The sequence below is a fragment of the Exiguobacterium sp. PvP048 genome (assembly GCF_040549175.1).
Taxonomy (GTDB): Bacteria; Bacillota; Bacilli; order Exiguobacteriales; family Exiguobacteriaceae; genus Exiguobacterium_A; species Exiguobacterium_A artemiae.
In genome coordinates this window covers 12,347-29,983 of record NZ_JBEPSU010000008.1, presented here as the reverse complement: position 1 = coordinate 29,983, position 17,637 = coordinate 12,347, and the positions used below count along the sequence as shown (strand labels likewise).

At 48.6% G+C, this 17,637-nt stretch carries 17 protein-coding genes and 1 riboswitch; of the genes, 6 read left to right on the top strand and 11 right to left on the bottom strand.

What is annotated here, in order from left to right; genetic code table 11:
• Positions 1-12: 12 nt before the first annotated feature.
• The 7 genes from ABIC15_RS13005 to ABIC15_RS12975 all read right to left on the bottom strand — a co-directional run bounded on the left by ABIC15_RS13005 (position 13) and on the right by ABIC15_RS12975 (position 6,561).
• A complete protein-coding gene (locus ABIC15_RS13005) occupies positions 13-750 on the bottom strand; it encodes a hypothetical protein (RefSeq protein WP_214850013.1) in 738 nt (245 codons plus the stop codon).
• A complete protein-coding gene (locus tag ABIC15_RS13000) occupies positions 747-1,478 on the bottom strand; it encodes a glycosyltransferase family 2 protein (RefSeq protein ID WP_354020889.1) in 732 nt (243 codons plus the stop codon). The genes ABIC15_RS13005 and ABIC15_RS13000 overlap by 4 nt, the downstream gene beginning before the upstream one ends.
• Positions 1,475-2,908: an alkaline phosphatase family protein gene (locus tag ABIC15_RS12995; RefSeq protein WP_012371694.1), complete on the bottom strand. Its 1,434-nt coding sequence runs from the start codon at positions 2,906-2,908 to the stop codon at positions 1,475-1,477. The genes ABIC15_RS13000 and ABIC15_RS12995 overlap by 4 nt, the downstream gene beginning before the upstream one ends.
• A gap of 5 nt (positions 2,909-2,913) precedes the next feature.
• Entirely contained in the window at positions 2,914-3,771 is an 858-nt protein-coding gene (locus tag ABIC15_RS12990; RefSeq protein WP_354020888.1) for a lysylphosphatidylglycerol synthase domain-containing protein, read from the bottom strand.
• A complete protein-coding gene (locus ABIC15_RS12985) occupies positions 3,750-4,670 on the bottom strand; it encodes an NAD-dependent epimerase/dehydratase family protein (RefSeq protein WP_354020887.1) in 921 nt (306 codons plus the stop codon). The genes ABIC15_RS12990 and ABIC15_RS12985 overlap by 22 nt, the downstream gene beginning before the upstream one ends.
• Before the next feature lie 25 nt (positions 4,671-4,695).
• The gene (locus ABIC15_RS12980; protein WP_354020886.1) at positions 4,696-5,883 is read right to left on the bottom strand and encodes a hypothetical protein; all 1,188 of its coding nucleotides are present in this window, start codon (positions 5,881-5,883) and stop codon (positions 4,696-4,698) included.
• 150 nt (positions 5,884-6,033) lie between these two features.
• Positions 6,034-6,561, bottom strand: coding sequence for a type III secretion system chaperone family protein (locus ABIC15_RS12975; protein WP_012371690.1), 528 nt, complete (start codon positions 6,559-6,561; stop codon positions 6,034-6,036).
• A 198-nt stretch (positions 6,562-6,759) separates the two neighbouring features.
• Here ABIC15_RS12975 and ABIC15_RS12970 point away from each other — a divergent pair, with 198 nt between their 5' ends.
• The 3 genes from ABIC15_RS12970 to ABIC15_RS12960 all read left to right on the top strand — a co-directional run bounded on the left by ABIC15_RS12970 (position 6,760) and on the right by ABIC15_RS12960 (position 11,458).
• Positions 6,760-9,207 carry a CoA-disulfide reductase gene (locus ABIC15_RS12970; protein ID WP_354020885.1) on the top strand — a complete coding sequence of 816 codons (2,448 nt, stop codon included), beginning with the start codon at positions 6,760-6,762 and terminating at the stop codon, positions 9,205-9,207.
• 225 nt (positions 9,208-9,432) lie between these two features.
• Positions 9,433-10,878 (top strand): alanine/glycine:cation symporter family protein, encoded by a 1,446-nt coding sequence (locus tag ABIC15_RS12965; RefSeq protein WP_354020884.1) that lies wholly within the window; start codon positions 9,433-9,435, stop codon positions 10,876-10,878.
• 118 nt (positions 10,879-10,996) lie between these two features.
• Complete coding sequence (locus ABIC15_RS12960; protein ID WP_012371687.1) at positions 10,997-11,458, top strand: hypothetical protein; 462 nt, start codon at positions 10,997-10,999, stop codon at positions 11,456-11,458.
• A 104-nt stretch (positions 11,459-11,562) separates the two neighbouring features.
• On the opposite strand, the gene ABIC15_RS12955 is transcribed toward ABIC15_RS12960, so the two are convergent.
• Positions 11,563-12,375 (bottom strand): aldo/keto reductase, encoded by an 813-nt coding sequence (locus ABIC15_RS12955; RefSeq protein ID WP_354020883.1) that lies wholly within the window; start codon positions 12,373-12,375, stop codon positions 11,563-11,565.
• A 157-nt stretch (positions 12,376-12,532) separates the two neighbouring features.
• Between ABIC15_RS12955 and ABIC15_RS12950 the strand changes: the two genes are divergently transcribed.
• On the top strand, positions 12,533-12,733 hold the full coding sequence (locus ABIC15_RS12950; protein ID WP_131503453.1) for a hypothetical protein: 201 nt from the start codon (positions 12,533-12,535) through the stop codon (positions 12,731-12,733).
• Positions 12,734-12,776: 43 nt separating this feature from the next.
• On the opposite strand, the gene ABIC15_RS12945 is transcribed toward ABIC15_RS12950, so the two are convergent.
• Together ABIC15_RS12945 and ABIC15_RS12940 are read right to left on the bottom strand one after the other, a co-directional pair.
• The gene (locus ABIC15_RS12945; protein ID WP_131503452.1) at positions 12,777-14,084 is read right to left on the bottom strand and encodes a Na+/H+ antiporter NhaC family protein; all 1,308 of its coding nucleotides are present in this window, start codon (positions 14,082-14,084) and stop codon (positions 12,777-12,779) included.
• A gap of 78 nt (positions 14,085-14,162) precedes the next feature.
• Positions 14,163-14,266: riboswitch (SAM riboswitch) on the bottom strand.
• Positions 14,267-14,334: 68 nt separating this feature from the next.
• Positions 14,335-15,297, bottom strand: coding sequence for a metal ABC transporter solute-binding protein, Zn/Mn family (locus ABIC15_RS12940; protein WP_131503451.1), 963 nt, complete (start codon positions 15,295-15,297; stop codon positions 14,335-14,337).
• Positions 15,298-15,475: 178 nt separating this feature from the next.
• Between ABIC15_RS12940 and ABIC15_RS12935 the strand changes: the two genes are divergently transcribed.
• Together ABIC15_RS12935 and ABIC15_RS12930 are read left to right on the top strand one after the other, a co-directional pair.
• A complete protein-coding gene (locus ABIC15_RS12935) occupies positions 15,476-16,435 on the top strand; it encodes an alpha/beta hydrolase fold domain-containing protein (protein ID WP_131503450.1) in 960 nt (319 codons plus the stop codon).
• Positions 16,436-16,486: 51 nt separating this feature from the next.
• The gene (locus ABIC15_RS12930) at positions 16,487-17,077 is read left to right on the top strand and encodes a histidine phosphatase family protein (RefSeq protein WP_188004854.1); all 591 of its coding nucleotides are present in this window, start codon (positions 16,487-16,489) and stop codon (positions 17,075-17,077) included.
• Here ABIC15_RS12930 and ABIC15_RS12925 read toward each other — a convergent pair.
• The gene (locus tag ABIC15_RS12925; RefSeq protein ID WP_131503448.1) at positions 17,074-17,559 is read right to left on the bottom strand and encodes a YwpF family protein; all 486 of its coding nucleotides are present in this window, start codon (positions 17,557-17,559) and stop codon (positions 17,074-17,076) included. The two genes, ABIC15_RS12930 and ABIC15_RS12925, sit on opposite strands and share 4 nt — an antisense overlap.
• Positions 17,560-17,637 lie beyond the last annotated feature (78 nt).

Below are 17,637 nucleotides of genomic sequence, written 5' to 3'. Positions count from 1 at the left end.
ATGTCTTCCTCCTTATTGAGCGCGTCGTTTCTTACGCTGACCGATGATGACGATGACGATTAAGATGATGACCAGACTGATGGCGACCGTTTTCCAAATATCGTCCGTTCCGAAGGACTGACCGAATATCGAGTCTTCTTCATCGAAGACACCGGTCTTTTCCTCGCCGGGTAAAACGAATAACGGGGTGATCGTATCTTCAATCTGTTTGATGTTTTGATCAAATGCTTCACGGTCGCTGGCTTTCTTCCCGACGCCGAACAATCCGGGATTCCCGAGAGCGGCAAGCGATTCATCAAATGCAGTATACAAGGAATCGCTCGTCTTTGCATCCTCACTTTCCTTGACGTAAGGAGCGAGGACGTCATATGTGCCGCGTGCTTTTGCGAGCAGCAGCTTGGCCTGACCGAAATCATCGAATTGTTCCTGTGCGAAATGCAGACGACGTTCGATATTTTGACGTAACGCCACGCGATAGGCCTGTTTGGCAGCATCTGTATCTTGATCTGCTAAAGCAGCATCGATTTTTTCTTTAGCTTCCGGGAAGTAGAGGGTGAACTCTTTATCATAGGCATCAATCGTTTCCCGGGCCAGTTTGTAATCCTTTTGATCGAGTTGTTCTTCAAACTGTTTATAAGCTTCCGCAAACGCCTCTTTTCCCGGATCCCCGTAACTGTACGCGGATGCCGACAGCGGTGCGGTCAGCAGGAAGAGGAAGGCGATGAGGGTCAATACAAGTGGTTTTCTCATCCAAGTTGCTCCTTTCGTTCAAGACGTTCTTCAGCGGATAAGCGGCTGATGGGACGGCGCCATTCCCGGTAAATCGCAGGCAGGACGCGCTGGACATAATTCAAACGGATAAAGGACTTGCCGGCTTCCCGCACGCGGTAACGGATCGGAACTTCGTGCAGCCGGAATCCCTTCCGGACAAGATTCAAGGTCAGGACTTGGGCATAGTTATAATCGTGGATGATCTCCGCATGTTTACAGGCGGCACGGGAGAAGGCCCGCATTCCGCTTTGGCCGTCGTGAATCCGTTGTTTCAGCAACAGACACTGCAACCACGTAAAAACATGATTTCCAATATAGCGGTACAAACGCATTCCGTCAACGGTGCCTAAGAAACGGGAACCGAAGACATAATCCGCTTCATCTGCAAGAATCGGCCGGACGACATCCGGAATCTGATCGGCCGGATACTCATTGTCCGCATCAATCATGACCGCAACCGTCGCTCCGTGTTCGTAAGATCGGAGCAACCCTTCGCGGACAGCGGCACCAAGCCCTTGATTTTTAGAGAAGCGATAGACATGTGCGCCGTGGCGTTTTGCAATGTCCGAAGTCGCATCGGTCGATCCGTCATCAATGACAATCGTCTCGACGGGAAGTCCGTCAATTTCAGCCGGAATCCGTTTTAAGACGAGTGGTAAGGATACTTCTTCGTTATGGGCCGGCAGAAAAACGACGACTTTTTTCATGACGATTCCTCCTTGAACGCTTCAGTCAATAAGACACCTCGGCTGTCCTGCGGAATTGCAGCCCCGAGCTGCTTCGCAACGGTTGGTCCGAGTGAAAGAATATGACGGTGTGTGTCGACTTTCCGTCCGGCATGGATCTGTTTCCCGTACATCCAGAACGGGACGAACCGTTCGCCTTCATCGAGATGTCCGTGACCGCCGATGCCGTCGGCCTGACCGTGATCGGCCATGACGATCAGTGTCGCATCATCGAGTTTCCCGAGGCGATCAAGCTCATCACAAAATTCAGCCAGCAAAGCGTCCGCCTCTTCGATTTTTTGAACATATTCGGAGTAGAGCGTCCCGCGGCTGTGACCGGTCTGATCGGTTCCGATCAGCTGAATCGCCAGTAAGTCAGGATCCTCGTCCTGGACGATTTGTTTGGCCCGGTCGATGATGTTCCGATCGGCGACATCATTGTGCATGACCGCCGTCACGGTATGAACATCTTTTGCACCGAAGGCGTCGACAAGATGGGCGATCCCGAGAATCTTGCCGGTTTTGCCGACATCACGCAACCGGTCGAAAATGGTGTCTGTTTTAACACCGGTCGTGTTCCAGACCATGTTCGAATGGATGCCGTGTTCTTCCGGACGTGCACCTGTGAACATCGAGCTGAAGCAGACGACCGTTCGGGCCGGATACACCGTCTCCATGTTTGTGTACTCTGTTCCTTCTTGGCGCAATCGCTCAAGGAAAGGAGTATTTGCCGCCATATAACGGTCTTTCCGCATGCCATCGACAATCAGGACGTAGACTTTTCTGGACGTCGGAATCGGTGCGTCGACGGTCTGTTCCGTTGGCAGTTTTGGTTTCCAGTCAAACAGGTAATGATGTAGGATCCAGGCGAACAGGAGCAGTCCGAGCGGGAACCAGAGATAAGACCAGTCGAGTGTCTGCTCGATGGAAGCCGTTTGCCAGTAGGCGAGCAACAGTCCGACTTTCGGCAGTTGTTCCTGCGCATTTCCACTCGTCGAGTCACTGTTCTTCAGCACAAGTTTCCAAAAACGCGTGAAGTTAAGCCAGTCCGTTCCGATTCGGAGATGGTAATAAATCGTCCCCCAAAAAAAGACGGTAAAGAAGAAGTACAGTCCGGCTCCGTAAGCGAACAACGGTAACAGGCGGGAATCGGTTCCTTCTATAAAGAACCAGACAATCAACGGAAGCCACAGATAGTTCCGCAAAAACAGCGGAAAGTCGAATTTCCAATATAAAACGAACAGCGGCACGGTCATCAGGAACCCGAACCCGGCACCGCTGAACGAGCTTTGGGTCAAGAGGAGATAACTCAGGAAAACGCCGACGGTAAAAATCGGTGTGAAGGGTTTGCCTTCATTCAATAGGTTCCACATCCGTGCGGCGATTTTCTCAAAACGGGAAGCACTTTTCATGATTGTCATCCTTTCGTGTTGTGCTTCTTGAACTGAGTGAACAGTAAGTGAACGATTGCAAAGTGCCGGAGGAGCACATAAACCGGTGCTAAGAAGGCAAAAGCGTATTTAAAGAGATGTGTCATCAAGGCGAGTTCATACGGGTTCGGAACACCCGAAAGTTGCAGGACCGTCCCCATGGCGAGTTCGTACGTTCCGAGCCCGCCCGGTGTGAACTGGGCGATGCCGGATAAGACCCCGGCACTCATCGCGATTAGAATGACCGGGAAAGCGACCGTCACGTCTGCTCCGAGAAAGAGACAGGTGACAGCTCCGGCCTCAAACAGCCAGGCCAGCAGCCCGTATCCGATCAAGACCGGTATCGTCCGGATGAACCGACGGACGAGCAGTAGCAGAACGAGACCTGCTCCGAAGGCCAAAGCGGCGACCCATATGGTTTGACCTAATAATAACCCGGCCGTCACGAAAAGACCGAGGATGGATAGGTCGATCCCGCGCTGGGCGACTAAGATGGCAGTCGTCCGTTTAAGCGGACTGCCAATCGCGCGGGCTGTCAACAAGCGGATTGCTTCGCCGAGCTTGACCGGAGACAGGTGGTTAACAGCCAGTCCGATATACAGACTCGTCAGATAGACGGCGGTCGGAGCCGTCTTTTCATCGGCTGTCCGCCAAGCGACGGCCCGGATATAAAAAGCCAGAGCATAGCTGACCGTTGCGGCCAAGGTCCAATAGGAAGTCGTCAATGTTTTGACATACTGATAGGCAGTCGGCAGTTCCAAGCCAAAACGCAGAAGTAAAAAAAGAGTTGCCAACGTCAAGAAGACGCTCGCAACTCCACGGATCACCGACGCTCGAGATGCCATCTGATCATCCGTTCGATTCCATCAGCGAGCGTAAAGGAAGGAACGTAACCGAACGTCTGCCGGGCCGCATCGGTGTTGCTCCAAGTCATCGAGACGTCACCTATCCGAGCGGGAGCCGAACGGACAGGGACATTGAACCGTTCACTGAGCATCGCGGCAAGATCACGGACGGATTCCGGGCGGTTGGCACCGAGATTGAAGATGCCCGTCGCTTTTGCTTCGAGAGCCTGTTCCATTCCGCGGGTGATGTCGTCGATATAGGTGAAGTCGCGAACCGGATCACCGAACACGGTCAGCGGTTGACCGTCCAGCGCCTGTTCGATGAAACGGAACAACGCCATATCCGGACGACCGGACGGACCATATACCGTGAAAAATCGGAAGATCGTCATATTCAGGTCATACAGATTTTGATAGGTCCGGCAAAACGTTTCCGCACTGTACTTAGCTGCTGCATAAGGACTCATCACATTTCCTGTCGCTTGATGTTCAAGCAAGGCGCCGGTCTGTTCACCGTAAACGGAAGAGGAGGAAGCAAAAAAGACATGCGGAATACCGTGGGTTCGGGCTGTTTCGAGGACAGTCACCGTCATCGCGATGTCATCTTCGATGTAGCGATGGGGTTCAGTTAAAGAACCCGGGACACCCGGCAATGCTGCTAAATGAAACAGGGCGGCAAACGAGTGGTTGGCACACCACGTTGCCAAATCTTCGTGGACGTTGCCGTCAAAGACGTCAATTCCGTTAGCCTGTAACTGTTTTGCCCTTGTCAGCTTCAATTCGACATCATAATAGTCGGTAAACGCATCGATGACATGGACGGTGTGACCGCTTGCTTGAAGCCGTAGTGCAAGCGCCGCCCCGATAAAGCCGGCTCCTCCTGTAATTCCGATTTGCATAGCGCATTCCTCCGATTTTAAACGATTAGTTGAGCGGCTCTAACGCGTCAGTGATCTGATCACCTGTTTTTTCTGCCTTCAGATCACCTTTTTCGACAAGAGCATACCAAGCACTCGCATCTGCCAAAACTGTTTGTGCTGTTTCTTTGCCTAAACGATTTTCGAGTGTCGGTTTCATGGCAATGACGAACATGTTAGCTTCCATCGCTTCGACGCGTGCTGTATCGATATCTTTTTTCTCGAGTGCTTCTTGTGTTTCTTCGTGGTAGCCGTCAATCTTTTCCGTTAGTGCTTTGGCGAACAAGCTCTCGATTTCCTTGAACTTAACGTCTGCCGGTTTTGTTTTTGAAAAATCATAGCGTTCTTTTAATGTAGCGACGGCTTCTTCATCGCCGCCGGCAAGTGATTCTTCGATGGCCAGCAGGAATCCGTATCCTTCAGCTTGTTCCATCTGCAATTCTTTTTCGTCTGTGCCGGCTTTGACACCGTCTTCGATTTTTTGAGCGTAACCGAGAGCAGCGAGATAGAACGACCGGTAAATCGATTTATCCGTCAATTGTTTCGCGACATTGAAGTCGGCCGCTTTCTTCGCCGTGATGGCTTCTTTCTGTGCCGTCAGACCGGAATTGATGGCTTGAGCAATGGAGTCTTCATTTTTAAAACCGTAACTCGCATCCCGCTTTTCCGCCGTCGGAATGAAGACGGTCTTCGACATCTCTTTAATATCGTTCAGTGCAGCTGTCGCTTCACCTGTTTTTCCAGCGACGACCGCTTCTTCGGCTGTTGCTTGTGTTGATTTCTGAAGTTTATAGAAATAAGACTGAATGCCTTTGTCTACGAGCTGACGGGCAACATTCTCATTAAGATCTTTTGATTCGACACCGGCTAATGCGGAACTGATGACCTCGTCGATTTCAGGAGCAGCTGTCGTGACACCGCCCTTTAATTTGGAGTCGTAACTTGTCGTGACCATCTTCCAGTCAATGGTTTGACCTTCTTTTGCTTTATCGAGTTCCGCTTTGATCGAGCTGAAGATGGTCAGTTCATCTTTTAAGGTCGTCGCGGCGATCCCAACATTTGTGTTCGTTTCAGATGTTTGCTCCGTTTTCTCTTTTTTCGGAGCCGTTGTCGTGTCTTCATTACTACTATTCCCGCACGCAGCAAGCAGTCCTGCTGTGATAAAGAGTGATGCTACTTTTAAGCGTTTTTTCATAATCTATTCCCCCAGAATAAGATAAATGTATTTAAAATGATGTCGTTTTCACAAATCTAACTATAGCGAGAATAATTCTCATTGTCAATTGAACTTGAAAATGAAAAAATGGCTCCCGAGTTGTCTCGAGAGCCATTTTTAAGCGATATTTTACTGAACTTGGTCATATAATTTCGTGAGATAAGCGAATACTTCATCCGAAGCTTGGAACATCATGACAGAGTGTCCAAAGATCGCTGCCGGATTAAAGCCGTGATCGAGGTCAATCGTTGAAGCAATCGTGACATCACGGTCGCTGTCGAGGACAACACGGAAGTATTTGAATTCTTGGTTGAAATCGTTGATTGCATTTAAGATTGGAAGATCTTCGACACCGTCCGGTACGTGTGTAATCGTACGTGCGAATAACTCGACGTCTGTCGCCGTCTTGCTGAAGACAATCATCATCATCGGTTCAGCGCCTGATGGTGTTTTTTCCTGTGTCATGAAGAAGACGTGTGTTTCATTTTCGCGTGCTTCCATCGGAATGCCTTTTTCTACTAAGAAAGCTTGGAATTCTTCAAGGTATTGTTGTTGCACAGCCGTTACCCCGTTTTCATTTGTTTCCGGCTGACTGTTTTGGTTGATCGGCGTGACTTTGTTATCGTTCGTGTCTTTCGAGTTACGATCCTGATCCATTATAAAATCCCCCTTATAAATACTGTAATCTCAGTTTCAAGCATTTTAGATGGAATTGCAACTAATGTCCGTTATCATCGAAGGAACAATTTCATTATGAAGTTCCGACAAGTTTGTGAATCAACGAACAGATAACTTGAAAAGACATACCTGAATGGGTATATTGGTACACATAGAACATTGGAGGAGGAAGCCGGAATGAAAACGATCATTGTAGGTGGAGTAGCAGGTGGAGCAACGGCGGCAGCACGATTACGTCGATTGGATGAAACAGCAGAAATTATTCTTTTGGAACGGGGAAAAGAAATTTCTTTTGCAAACTGTGGACTTCCGTACTATATCGGAGACGTCATTAAAGACCGGAATAAATTGTTGGTTCAAACTCCGGAAGGGATGAACGCACGTTTCAATCTGGACGTTCGGAATTTATCGGAAGCCATCCGGATCAACCGCGAGCAAAAAACGGTGACGATTCGGAAGGTGGATACGGGAGAAGAGTACGACGAAACGTACGATCAGTTGATTTTGTCACCAGGCGCAAAACCGATCCGTCCAAATATTCCGGGTCTGGCGGAAGCGACGAATGTCTTTACATTACGCAATATCCCGGATACCGATAAAATGCGCCAGTATGTCGATGAAGCGCGTCCGGCACATGCGACGGTCATCGGCGGCGGATTCATCGGTCTTGAAATGGCGGAAAACTTAGTCGAACGCGGAGCGCGTGTGACGCTGGTTGAGATGTCCGATCAAGTCATGGCACCGGTCGATCCGGAAATGGCGGTCATCGTCCATGAACATTTGCGGGCGAAAGGTGTCGAACTGATTTTAGCGGACGGTGTGGCACGTTTTGAAGAAGCGGGGACGCGCGTCGTCTTGACGAGTGGAAAAACGATTCAAACCGAGATGAACATTCTATCGATCGGTGTCATGCCGGAAAGCAACTTGGCTTCAGAAGCGGGACTTAAACTCGGAATCAAACAGACGATTCAGGTCGATGAGACATTACGGACATCGGATCCTGCCATCTTTGCGATTGGTGATGCGATTGAAGTGAAGGATTACATTACAGGTGAACCGGTTCACGTTCCGTTGGCTTGGCCGGCAAATCGCCAAGGCCGTCTCGTCGCCGACATCATTGCCGGACGAGATGTCCGTTACACAGGAACACTCGGAACAGCAGTCGCAAAAGTATTTGATTTGACGGTCGCTTCGACCGGAAACAATGAAAAACGTCTTCGTCAATCGGGCCGTCGTTATGAAGCGATTCATCTTCATCCCGGCTCGCATGCCGGTTATTATCCGGGTGCCAGTCCGATTTCGATGAAACTGTTGTTTGATCCGGTGGACGGAACGATTTTTGGCGCACAAGCGATTGGGATGACAGGTGTCGAGAAACGAATCGATGTGTTGGCAACAGCCATTAAAGGCGGATTGACTGTCCTTGATCTTCCCGATTTGGAACTGTCGTATGCACCTCCGTACAGTTCGGCAAAAGATCCAGTCAATATGGCAGGCTATATCGCCTCGAATATCGTACTTGGGGACAGCGAAAACGTCCATTGGCACGAGATTGACCAGATTGTCACGGACGGCGGACTGTTGCTTGATGTCCGGGAACCTTCCGAAAACGAACTCGGATCGATTCCGGGATCCGTCAACATCTCTTTACCGACATTACGTCAGTCACTCGATGAATTACCGAAAGATCAGCCGATTTACGTGACATGTCAGGTCGGACTCCGAGGTTATGTCGCAAGTCAATTGCTCAAGCAAAACGGATTCGACGTCAAAAATCTAAGCGGCGGATATAAAACATGGGCGACGGTCAACCGTGACCGTGAAGCGAGAAGCCAAGTACGGGAGGAAACAGCTGTGACGACAATCAAAAGCGAACCGAAACAAGTAACGAAAGAACAGATTACGTTACTGGATACGTGTGGTTTACAGTGCCCGGGACCGATTTTGGAGCTGAAAACGAAAATCGATCAATTGCAGGATGGAGATCAAGTCTTCGTTAAAGCATCCGATCCCGGATTCCTGCCGGATGTTCAAGCATGGGCCAAAAAACTCGGTCATACCGTTCACACGGCGGAAATGAACAAAGGAGTCGTTGAAGTCCTGCTTGAAAAAGGGAATGCGACGAACCAACCGGTACAGTTGGCTGCTGCCACTGCCGATGATGCGACGATGGTCGTCTTCAGCGGTGATTTGGATAAAGCACTGGCATCGTTCGTCATTGCGCAAGGCGCACAGGCAATGGGGAAACAAGTGACGATGTTCTTTACGTTCTGGGGACTCAACGTCATCCGTAAACCGGATGCACCTGCTGTCGATAAGGCACCGATGGAGCGGATGATGGGGATGATGATGCCGAAACATGCCGGTGAATTACCGCTCTCGAACATGAACATGGCCGGAGCCGGTCAAAAAATGATGAAAAAAGTCATGAAGGATAAACAGGTTGACGCTCTGGAGACAATGATGGCGAAGGCACAAGCAGCCGGCGTCCGGATGATTGCCTGCACGATGTCGATGGACATCATGGGCATTAAAAAAGAGGAGTTGCTCGATGATATTGATTATGGTGGTGTCGCAAGTTATCTCGGAGCGACGGACGGTTCGAACCTGAATCTGTTCATCTGATCGTGTTCAGTGGTTAAATCAATTCTTAACAAGGGACTGACCCAAAAGTCAGTCCCTTGTTTTTTATGATGAACCTGACATCACATGTGAGGTTTGTGAGGGTTTTATAGATTGTGATGACTTAAAAGAAGAAAATGAATTTGATTTTCTAAAATTATTTACGTATTATAGAACACATGTGAAAAAAGGTTACATAAGCGAACGCTTAACTAAGGGGGAACACCTGTGGAAAAACAACTGATGGATGTTATCGGTAGTATCAACGACTTGTTATGGTCGAGTGTCTTGATTATCTTATTGGTCGGTTTAGGAATTTATTTTACGATTCGCATGGGATTCGTCCAGTTTCGGATGATTCCGGAAATGTTGCGGCTATTGTTCCAAGGAACGGATAAAGGAAAAGACGGTGTTTCGCCTTTCCAAGCTTTTGCCATCAGTACAGCGGCACGTGTCGGGACCGGCAACATCGCCGGCGTCGCGACAGCCATTGCGCTCGGTGGACCGGGTGCAGTCTTCTGGATGTGGTTGATCGCCTTAATCGGTTCAGCTTCGGCATTCGTCGAGAGTACGCTGGCTCAGATTTATAAAGTACGTGATGAAAAAGCATGGCGCGGTGGTCCGGCGTACTATATGGAAAAGGCGCTTGGACAGCGGTGGTTAGGGATCGTTTTCAGTATTCTGATTACAATCTCGTTCGGATTCGTCTTTAACTCGGTTCAGTCCAATACGATTTCACTGTCGCTTCAAAGCCAGTACGGGGTTGATAAGACGTGGATTACGGTCGGACTCGTTCTGTTGACGGCACTTGTCATCTTCGGTGGTGTCCGGAGTATTGCGACGGTGTCAGCCTTCCTCGTCCCGATTATGGCAGGCGGATACATCTTGATTGCTCTCTACATCATGGTGACGAACTTAGAGGTGTTACCGAACGTATTCGGTCTGATTTTCCAGGAAGGATTACTCGAATTCAAAACACTTGCCGGTGGAGCAATCGGAGCAGCGGTCCTAAACGGAATCCGTCGTGGTCTTTTCTCGAATGAAGCCGGTATGGGTTCAGCTCCGAATGCCGCTGCGACGGCAGAAGTATCGCATCCCGTCAAACAAGGATTGATCCAGTCGTTTGCCGTTTTTGTCGACACACTGCTCGTCTGTTCTTCGACAGCGATGATTGTTTTAGTCAGTGGGGTTGCGACGCAGGATGCGAGTGGAGCACCGGTCGCCGGAATCGATTTGGCGCAAGGGGCGCTGGCATCTCAAGTGGGTCCGTTTGCCACAGCATTTATGGCGCTTGCGATTTTCTTGTTTGCCTTCAGTTCGATTGTCGGAAACTACTACTACGGTGAATCGAATATCAGCTTCATCAACGATAATAAGAAAATCATGATTGCGTACAGGATCATCGTCCTCGGTATGATTGTGTTTGGTTCACTCGTTCAAACGGCTGGACTTGTCTGGGCACTTGCCGATATCTTCATGGGCTTGATGGCGATTGTTAACTTATATGCGATTTTCCGCTTATCCAAAATTGCAAAGCTCGCACTGGATGATTATTTAGTGCAACGGAAAAAGGGACAAGATCCCCGTTTCTATAAAAATTCAATTCCGAATCTTCCGGGTCAAGAACTGCTTGAAGCATGGCAGGACGAAGACCAAAAAGAAAAAGCGATTTAATATGAAAAGGATCAGAGTCATCTAGTCTTTTTTTTGTCTGGAGAGATTTTAATAATCGTCATTAAAGCAGTGTGAAAATGGGAATATTAAAAAAAACGACCGGAAAGGAGGGGGAAGGATGGAAAACGTACACTATGTACGTGTCGCGGATGCCGTTTGGGATTCGTTTGGAGATGATCCCCATATCATCATGGACTGGATTTTATTTATCCATGAAACACAACCCGATCATGAACAATTGTTTGCACTCGAAGAAACGACTCCGTTGTATCAGTTGATGAGTCAAATCGATATCTTCATTGATCAAGAGACCCATTATAATCTGGGACGGGCGATTGTCGGAGAGGAACTGATCGTCAATGAAGAGCATGCAGCAATCGTCGGTATCCTTCCCTTACCGTTGCTCATCATTTCTTCGGAGGTTATGCGAAATTTTGATCGCCAAGCACTTGAAGTGATTTATCAGGAAGCCGGCCGACAAGGTGATTTTGATGAGGTCTGGGAACAGTTCGGAAATTTATGCGCTTATTTTCACCAGGCGGAAGAGGCGCAGGATACGATTCTCGTCTATTATGTCTGACGGTCCATCACTCATATAGGAAAAAGGGGAGGTGGATGTGAATATCCGCCTCCCCTTCGTCTATAGAAAAACCATTTTTCTTTAAACCGATTGTGTATGTGTACTTAAAAATCGATTTCGTCCGGATCCGGTCCGAGACGGAAATCCGTTGCCAAACGGTCAATTTTCTCGAGATCATCTGCATCGAGTTGGAAGTCAAAGACGTCAAAGTTTTCCGCAATGCGTTCGGGTGTGACCGATTTTGGAAGCGCCACGATGCCGTTGTCTAAATGCCAACGCAAGACGACTTGTGAAGGGGATTTGCCGTGTTTTTCGGCAATTTCCTTGAAGTCATTGATTTCGAGGAATTTTCCTTGCATGAGTGGGCTCCACGCCTCGACTTGAATGCTGTGGTCCTGTAAATATTCATGCAACTCATGTTGCGGAAGTTGCGGATGAAGTTCAACCTGATTGATCATCGGTGTCATTAATCCTTCTTCAGCAAGTGTATCGAGATGATGTTCTTTGAAGTTCGAAACACCGATTGCCTTAATTTTGCCGGCTTCGTAAAGTTCGACCATGGCTTTCCATGCTTCGATATACCCTTCAACCGGCCAGTGGATCAGATAAAGATCAAGGTAGTCGGTTTCGAGGCGTTCAAGTGACTCAGCGAAAGCTTCTTTAGTGCGTCCGGCACGAATGTCATCATTCCATACTTTAGACGTTAAGAAGAGATCTTCACGGTTCACGCCGCTTTCTTTAATTCCTTTGGCGACACCACGTTCGTTTTTGTAAACGGCAGCCGTATCAATATGACGGTAACCGACACGAAGGGCTTCTGCGACGGCAGCCGGTGCTTCCGTCTCTTCATCGACTTGCCAGACACCAAATCCGATTTGTGGAATCGTGACACCATTTGAAAGTTTTGCGTATTGCATGTGTATACTCCTCCTTCAATGAAACGAGAATATGGAATTGCTCGTTTAGTTTAGCATGAACAAGCAAGAACGTCCGTTTCAACGCTCAAGGGAGGAAAAAGCCGGTTAGAAAGCGAAAAGAGGAGGGTAAATCTATAAAGGAAACGAGGTGTATTTTATGAAACGATCTGTTAAAAACGTACCAAAAGGTGTTTGGGCCGGCCTTGCAGCCCTGTTAGGGACACAAGCGACATGTTTGTTCCTTGGTGCACGGAAGACAGGACGAAATCCGTGGGTCTGGGGAGGCGCAGGACTGATTCAGTTCCCGCTTCCGGCGATTGCGTATTTCATTCTCAACCGCCAAGACCAGAAAAAATAAGTCAAAACAAGACCTATCGCAAAAGCGACGGGTCTTGTATTTTTTACGAAACATTTTTTTTACGCACATCAGCTGTTTTTCGACGTGGGAAGCCGAAGACGATGGCAAGAGATCCGCAAACGAAAAGCAGGAACGGATAAAACAGATAGGGAATCAGTTCCGGGGAAGCCGTTTTCGTTAATTCCGCTGCAATCAGCAACTGGGCTCCGTACGGGATGATTCCTTGGATACCGCACGAGAAGATATCGAGGATACTGGCGGATTTCTTCCGATCAATATCATACGTATCGGCGATTTCCGCAGCGAGTGGTCCGGCGACAAGAATCGAAATCGTATTGTTCGCTGTCGCGAGATTCGTTGCACTGACGAGTGCCGCCATACTGAATTCCGCGCCGCGGCGTTGTGAGATTTTCCGCGTCAGGGTTTCTTTCAGATAAGCAATCCCGCCGTTAAAGGTGATCAGGCTGACGAGTCCGCCCATTAATAACGTCAAGATCGAAATTTCTGCCATCCCCATCAATCCTTCAGACATCGACAGGACGAAGCCGCTTAAGCCGAAGCTTCCGTCCATCATACCGATGATACCCGTCAAAACGGTTCCGCCGACTAAGACGAGGATGACGTTGACACCAAACAAGGCGAGGACGATGACAGACAGATACGGAATCAATTTATAAAACTCAAACGCTTTTGCTTCGACGACGTCTCCTGTACCTGAGACGAAAGCCAAGATGATGACCGTCAGGATTGCTGCCGGCAACACGATCATGAAGTTGGTTCTGAATTTGTCGCGCATATTGGTTTTTTGCGTCCGGACTGCTGCGATCGTTGTATCGGAAATGAATGACAGGTTATCACCGAACATTGCACCGCCGACGACAGCTGCCGCGGCAATCGCAACATTGACACCTGTTGCTTCATGAATTCCGAGAGCAATCGGGGCAAGTGCGGCAATCGTACCGGTCGAAGTCCCCATCGCCATCGAGATGAAAGCAGCGATGATAAACAACCCACTCATTAAAAGAGAAGGCGGTAAAAATGTCAGCGACGCGTTGACGGTCGCTTCGATGGCGCCAATCGCATCGGCCGTTCCAGAAAAGGCACCGGCAAGTAAGAAAATAAAGACCATGATCATGATGTCCGGATTTCCGGCACCCGTTGCAATCCGTTCCACGGTTTGATTGATGCTGCCTTTCGTTGTGACCGCCGCAAAAATCAAGGCAATCAAAGCCGCAATCAGAATCGGGAATTTGTAGAAATCATCGTAAAAAATACCGGCACCGATAAAAAGAACTAAAAAGACAAGTAACGGTAGAAGTGCCCATTTGTTCGGTATAATCGTCTCGTTCATAAAACCACTCCTTTTCTACAAGTACAAAAAAAGACTCCTTCGGAAGAAAGAAGGAGGTCTTTACTGAAAAAGACGCTCTTCTTATCTCTCAAGCCGCAGCTTGCTGGATTTGGCACAGTACGATTTAATCGTCCGCTGCCGAAACATCATCGGGCCAGTCCCTCCGTCTCTCGCGATAAAAAGAAGTCATTTAATTGTCTGAAATACGTTTTCTACCGTAACGTATCTTTTACTGCATGTCAACACTACTTCACTGAAGTGCTTGTTTGAGCGTCGTCACATTTTCATTCATCAAGTCAAAATACGAGGCATTCTGCTGTTCTTTCGTGACGGACTCCAGGTTGTGGATCGTAATCGCTTCGGCTCCGATTTCCTGTTGGATGACGCGGGCGACTTTAGGAGAAACCGTCTCCTCGAAAGCGATATACTTCAAGTCATGCAATTTGGCTTCTTTGACGAGAGCAGCCAGTTGCTTTTGGGAAGGCTCGTCCGACGGAGAGATGCCGGCAATCGGCAATTGCGAGAAACCGTATCGTTCGGCTAAATATCCGTAAGCGGCATGCGTGACGAGCAATTCTTTTTTCGAGCCCTTATCGACAGCCTGTTGCAGATTTTGATCGAGCTCATCTGCCTGCGTATCAAATTCAGCCAGGTTTTTTTCAAACGTCGCTTTTTTATCCGGTACTTCTTTTGCCAGTGCCGTCGAAATCGATTGGGCCATCATTTTGGCATTGTTCGGATCGAGCCAGACATGGGGATCGTATTTGCCGTGATCATGTTCTTCTTCCGCGTGTTCGTCAGCATGATCATCGTGTCCTTCATGTTCGTGAAGCGTGGCGTTGGCTTCGAGTAAGTCGATTCCTGTGCTTGTCTCGACGAAACGGACATCATTGCCTTTCAGACTGGCTTTGATTTTTTTCGAGTACGGTTCAAGCGTCGTACCGGTTAAGAGGAACAGATCGCCTTGTGCGATTTCTGTCAGTTGTTTAGACGTCGGCTCGTACGAGTGCGGATCGGCACCGGGAGGGACAATCATCTTGACGTCGATATCTGTTCCGCCAATTTCCTTGGCGATTGCCGCAGTAGCGAATGTCGATGTATACACCCGAAGCTTTTGATCGGTCGCATCTTGATTGGATTCGGAAGAACCGCAGGCAGCAAGAAAAGCAGCGCTGGCAAAGGCGACCGTGAAAGCTGAAAGTAATTTTTTCATATGAATAAACCCTCCAAAAATTATTAAAACGTAATTATTCCGATTTGAACCTTTTCACTATAACGAATCCAAAACGAAGCGTCAAGTATAAGTCGGGGAAGACGTTCGGCTTCTAAATAAATCGGGTAGATGACTAATAAGAGATCAGAAATCGAGAGTAAGCTTTGGAGGTGATGAGGTGAAACGGGAAACTGCTTGGCTGATGGGAGGGGCGGCAATTTTAACGACAGCCGCAGCCGGAGCGAGCATCTGGAACAACTATGGTGCTTTATTACGATGGACGGAACCGGCGCTTCCACTGTCGGAAGTCCAACTCGCACCCCGGACGATTTTGTTTAAAACCGTTAATCAGAAAGAACTAAAGTTGGATTTATATTATCCGCCGGGTGATGGTCCTTTCCCGGTCGCGATTTATGCGCACGGGGGAGCCTTCGTCAGAGGGAACCGGGATGACGTCTTTTGTTTTACGCCAATCGTCGAGCGTTTCCTGGAACTCGGCATCGCCGTTTGCAGTATCGATTATCGCTTGTTTGAGGACGGCAGTTATTTTCCGGATAATCTGGAAGACGTTCGGGATGCACTTTGTTTCTTAAATCAGGAAGCCGACGATTTACGGATTATGCGGGGACGCATGGTGTTGTGGGGAGACTCAGCCGGTGCCGCGTTAATGCTGACGACGGCACTTGCCCCGATGGAATTCATCGGCGAACAAACAGCCGAATGCCTCCCGTTGATCAGTGGTGTCATTGCCCTGTATCCTCCGACGAACTTCCTCCTGTTCAAGTTCATTCAAACGTGGATTGCCCATATTAAGTTTTACGGAGGAGGGCGGGACGAGTGGCGGGAACTCATGACACGTGTTTCGCCGGTAACACATTTGACAGCAGACTCACCGCCGATCATGTTGTTGCACGGAAAAAAAGATCCGATTGTCCCATTTACGCAAGCGCTCCACTTCGTTGAAAAGGGAGCCGATGTCGGAGCCGACGTCCGGCTGTTTTCCTTCCCGAACGGCACGCATTCCCTGGCGAGCTTTACCCAAACCGAAAACCCGCTCAAAATCGAGCGGTTACTGGAACGGATTGAGACGTTTAGTTGTCAGGTCCTGGCGTTGCCGCCCCGGGAGACCCTTCACTAAAAAAGAAAACATGATACAATCAGTGATATTTCTTTTGAAGGAGACAGTAAAATGACAGAAATTTGTTTAGTGCGTCATGGTCAAACGGATTGGAATTTAAACGAGCGGATTCAAGGACGAGAAGATATTCCGCTCAATGAGACAGGGCGATGGCAGGCTGGAATGAGCGCAGCTTACCTGGCGGAAGAAAAATGGGACGTCTTGATTTCAAGCCCCTTATCGCGGGCAGTCGAGACGGCAGAAATCATCGGACGTTCAATCGGGCTGGATGTAACGGAGACGGATGAACGGTTGGTCGAACGGGAGTTTGGAATGGCATCAGGACAGCCCGTCGCCGGAATCTATGAAGCAGTCCAAGCGAATGATACGGAACGTGTACCGGGACTTGAAACCGAACAGGAAATTCAGCAGCGGGTGTTTTCGGCAATTGAAGAATTGACAGAAAAATATCGGGGACAACGCCTGTTGATCGTCTGTCACTCGCATACGATCAAAGCGGCATTATCCTCGATTGATGATAGCTTCAGTTACCGGACACCGCTTAAGAATGCATGTGCGAACTATATTCGTTTCTCCAACCGGTATGAGATTGACCGGATTAATGTCGCGGATCATATCGTAGATCAAACGATACGTCCTTAAGAGATGGTTGGATTTTCGTGGAGGTACTGTTTAAACGTTTCTTTCGCGATACTCGTAATATGTGCGCCGCGTTTTGAACGCCGGTCTTTGTATTCCTGAATCAAGGCTTCACCGGTGAAATGATCCTCGACGACTTCGCGTAAGATCGATTCCGACAAGTCATTTTTCATCATGACCATCTTTCCTTTGAACAGGTACGATACCCCTTCACTTAAGGGAGTCGATTCAAGCGGCGTCACAATCATCGCAGCCGGATCATTATCAGGTCGGGAAATCGTAATTTCAATCAAGGCCCGTAAATTTTTATTGAATAACTCGTCGATGATCGGTTGATCATTTTCCAGGACGACAATTTCAGCGACCCACTGTGCCGTCTGATCCGTGCTGACAGTCAGTCCATCTTTGATCGTAACGGGAATCGTCGTATCCCGGCCGGATTCATCCATTAAAATACGTAAGGTGCACAATTTAAAGGTTTTCAAGAAAACGCCTCCTTGTTGAATGAACAACAGATTTTCTTCAGTATACCGTGACCGGGCAAACGGCGGGAAAGTTTTAGA

Excerpts from the sequence above, each read along its gene's own strand:
- ABIC15_RS13005 (WP_214850013.1), bottom strand. The coding sequence starts at position 750 with ATGAGAAAACCACTTGTATTGACCCTCATCGCCTTCCTCTTCCTGCTG.
- ABIC15_RS13000 (WP_354020889.1), bottom strand. The coding sequence starts at position 1,478 with ATGAAAAAAGTCGTCGTTTTTCTGCCGGCCCATAACGAAGAAGTATCC.
- ABIC15_RS12995 (WP_012371694.1), bottom strand. The coding sequence starts at position 2,908 with ATGAAAAGTGCTTCCCGTTTTGAGAAAATCGCCGCACGGATGTGGAAC.
- ABIC15_RS12990 (WP_354020888.1), bottom strand. The coding sequence starts at position 3,771 with ATGGCATCTCGAGCGTCGGTGATCCGTGGAGTTGCGAGCGTCTTCTTG.
- ABIC15_RS12985 (WP_354020887.1), bottom strand. The coding sequence starts at position 4,670 with ATGCAAATCGGAATTACAGGAGGAGCCGGCTTTATCGGGGCGGCGCTT.
- ABIC15_RS12980 (WP_354020886.1), bottom strand. The coding sequence starts at position 5,883 with ATGAAAAAACGCTTAAAAGTAGCATCACTCTTTATCACAGCAGGACTG.
- ABIC15_RS12975 (WP_012371690.1), bottom strand. The coding sequence starts at position 6,561 with ATGGATCAGGATCGTAACTCGAAAGACACGAACGATAACAAAGTCACG.
- ABIC15_RS12970 (WP_354020885.1), top strand. The coding sequence starts at position 6,760 with ATGAAAACGATCATTGTAGGTGGAGTAGCAGGTGGAGCAACGGCGGCA.
- ABIC15_RS12960 (WP_012371687.1), top strand. The coding sequence starts at position 10,997 with ATGGAAAACGTACACTATGTACGTGTCGCGGATGCCGTTTGGGATTCG.
- ABIC15_RS12955 (WP_354020883.1), bottom strand. The coding sequence starts at position 12,375 with ATGCAATACGCAAAACTTTCAAATGGTGTCACGATTCCACAAATCGGA.
- ABIC15_RS12950 (WP_131503453.1), top strand. The coding sequence starts at position 12,533 with ATGAAACGATCTGTTAAAAACGTACCAAAAGGTGTTTGGGCCGGCCTT.
- ABIC15_RS12945 (WP_131503452.1), bottom strand. The coding sequence starts at position 14,084 with ATGAACGAGACGATTATACCGAACAAATGGGCACTTCTACCGTTACTT.
- ABIC15_RS12940 (WP_131503451.1), bottom strand. The coding sequence starts at position 15,297 with ATGAAAAAATTACTTTCAGCTTTCACGGTCGCCTTTGCCAGCGCTGCT.
- ABIC15_RS12930 (WP_188004854.1), top strand. The coding sequence starts at position 16,487 with ATGACAGAAATTTGTTTAGTGCGTCATGGTCAAACGGATTGGAATTTA.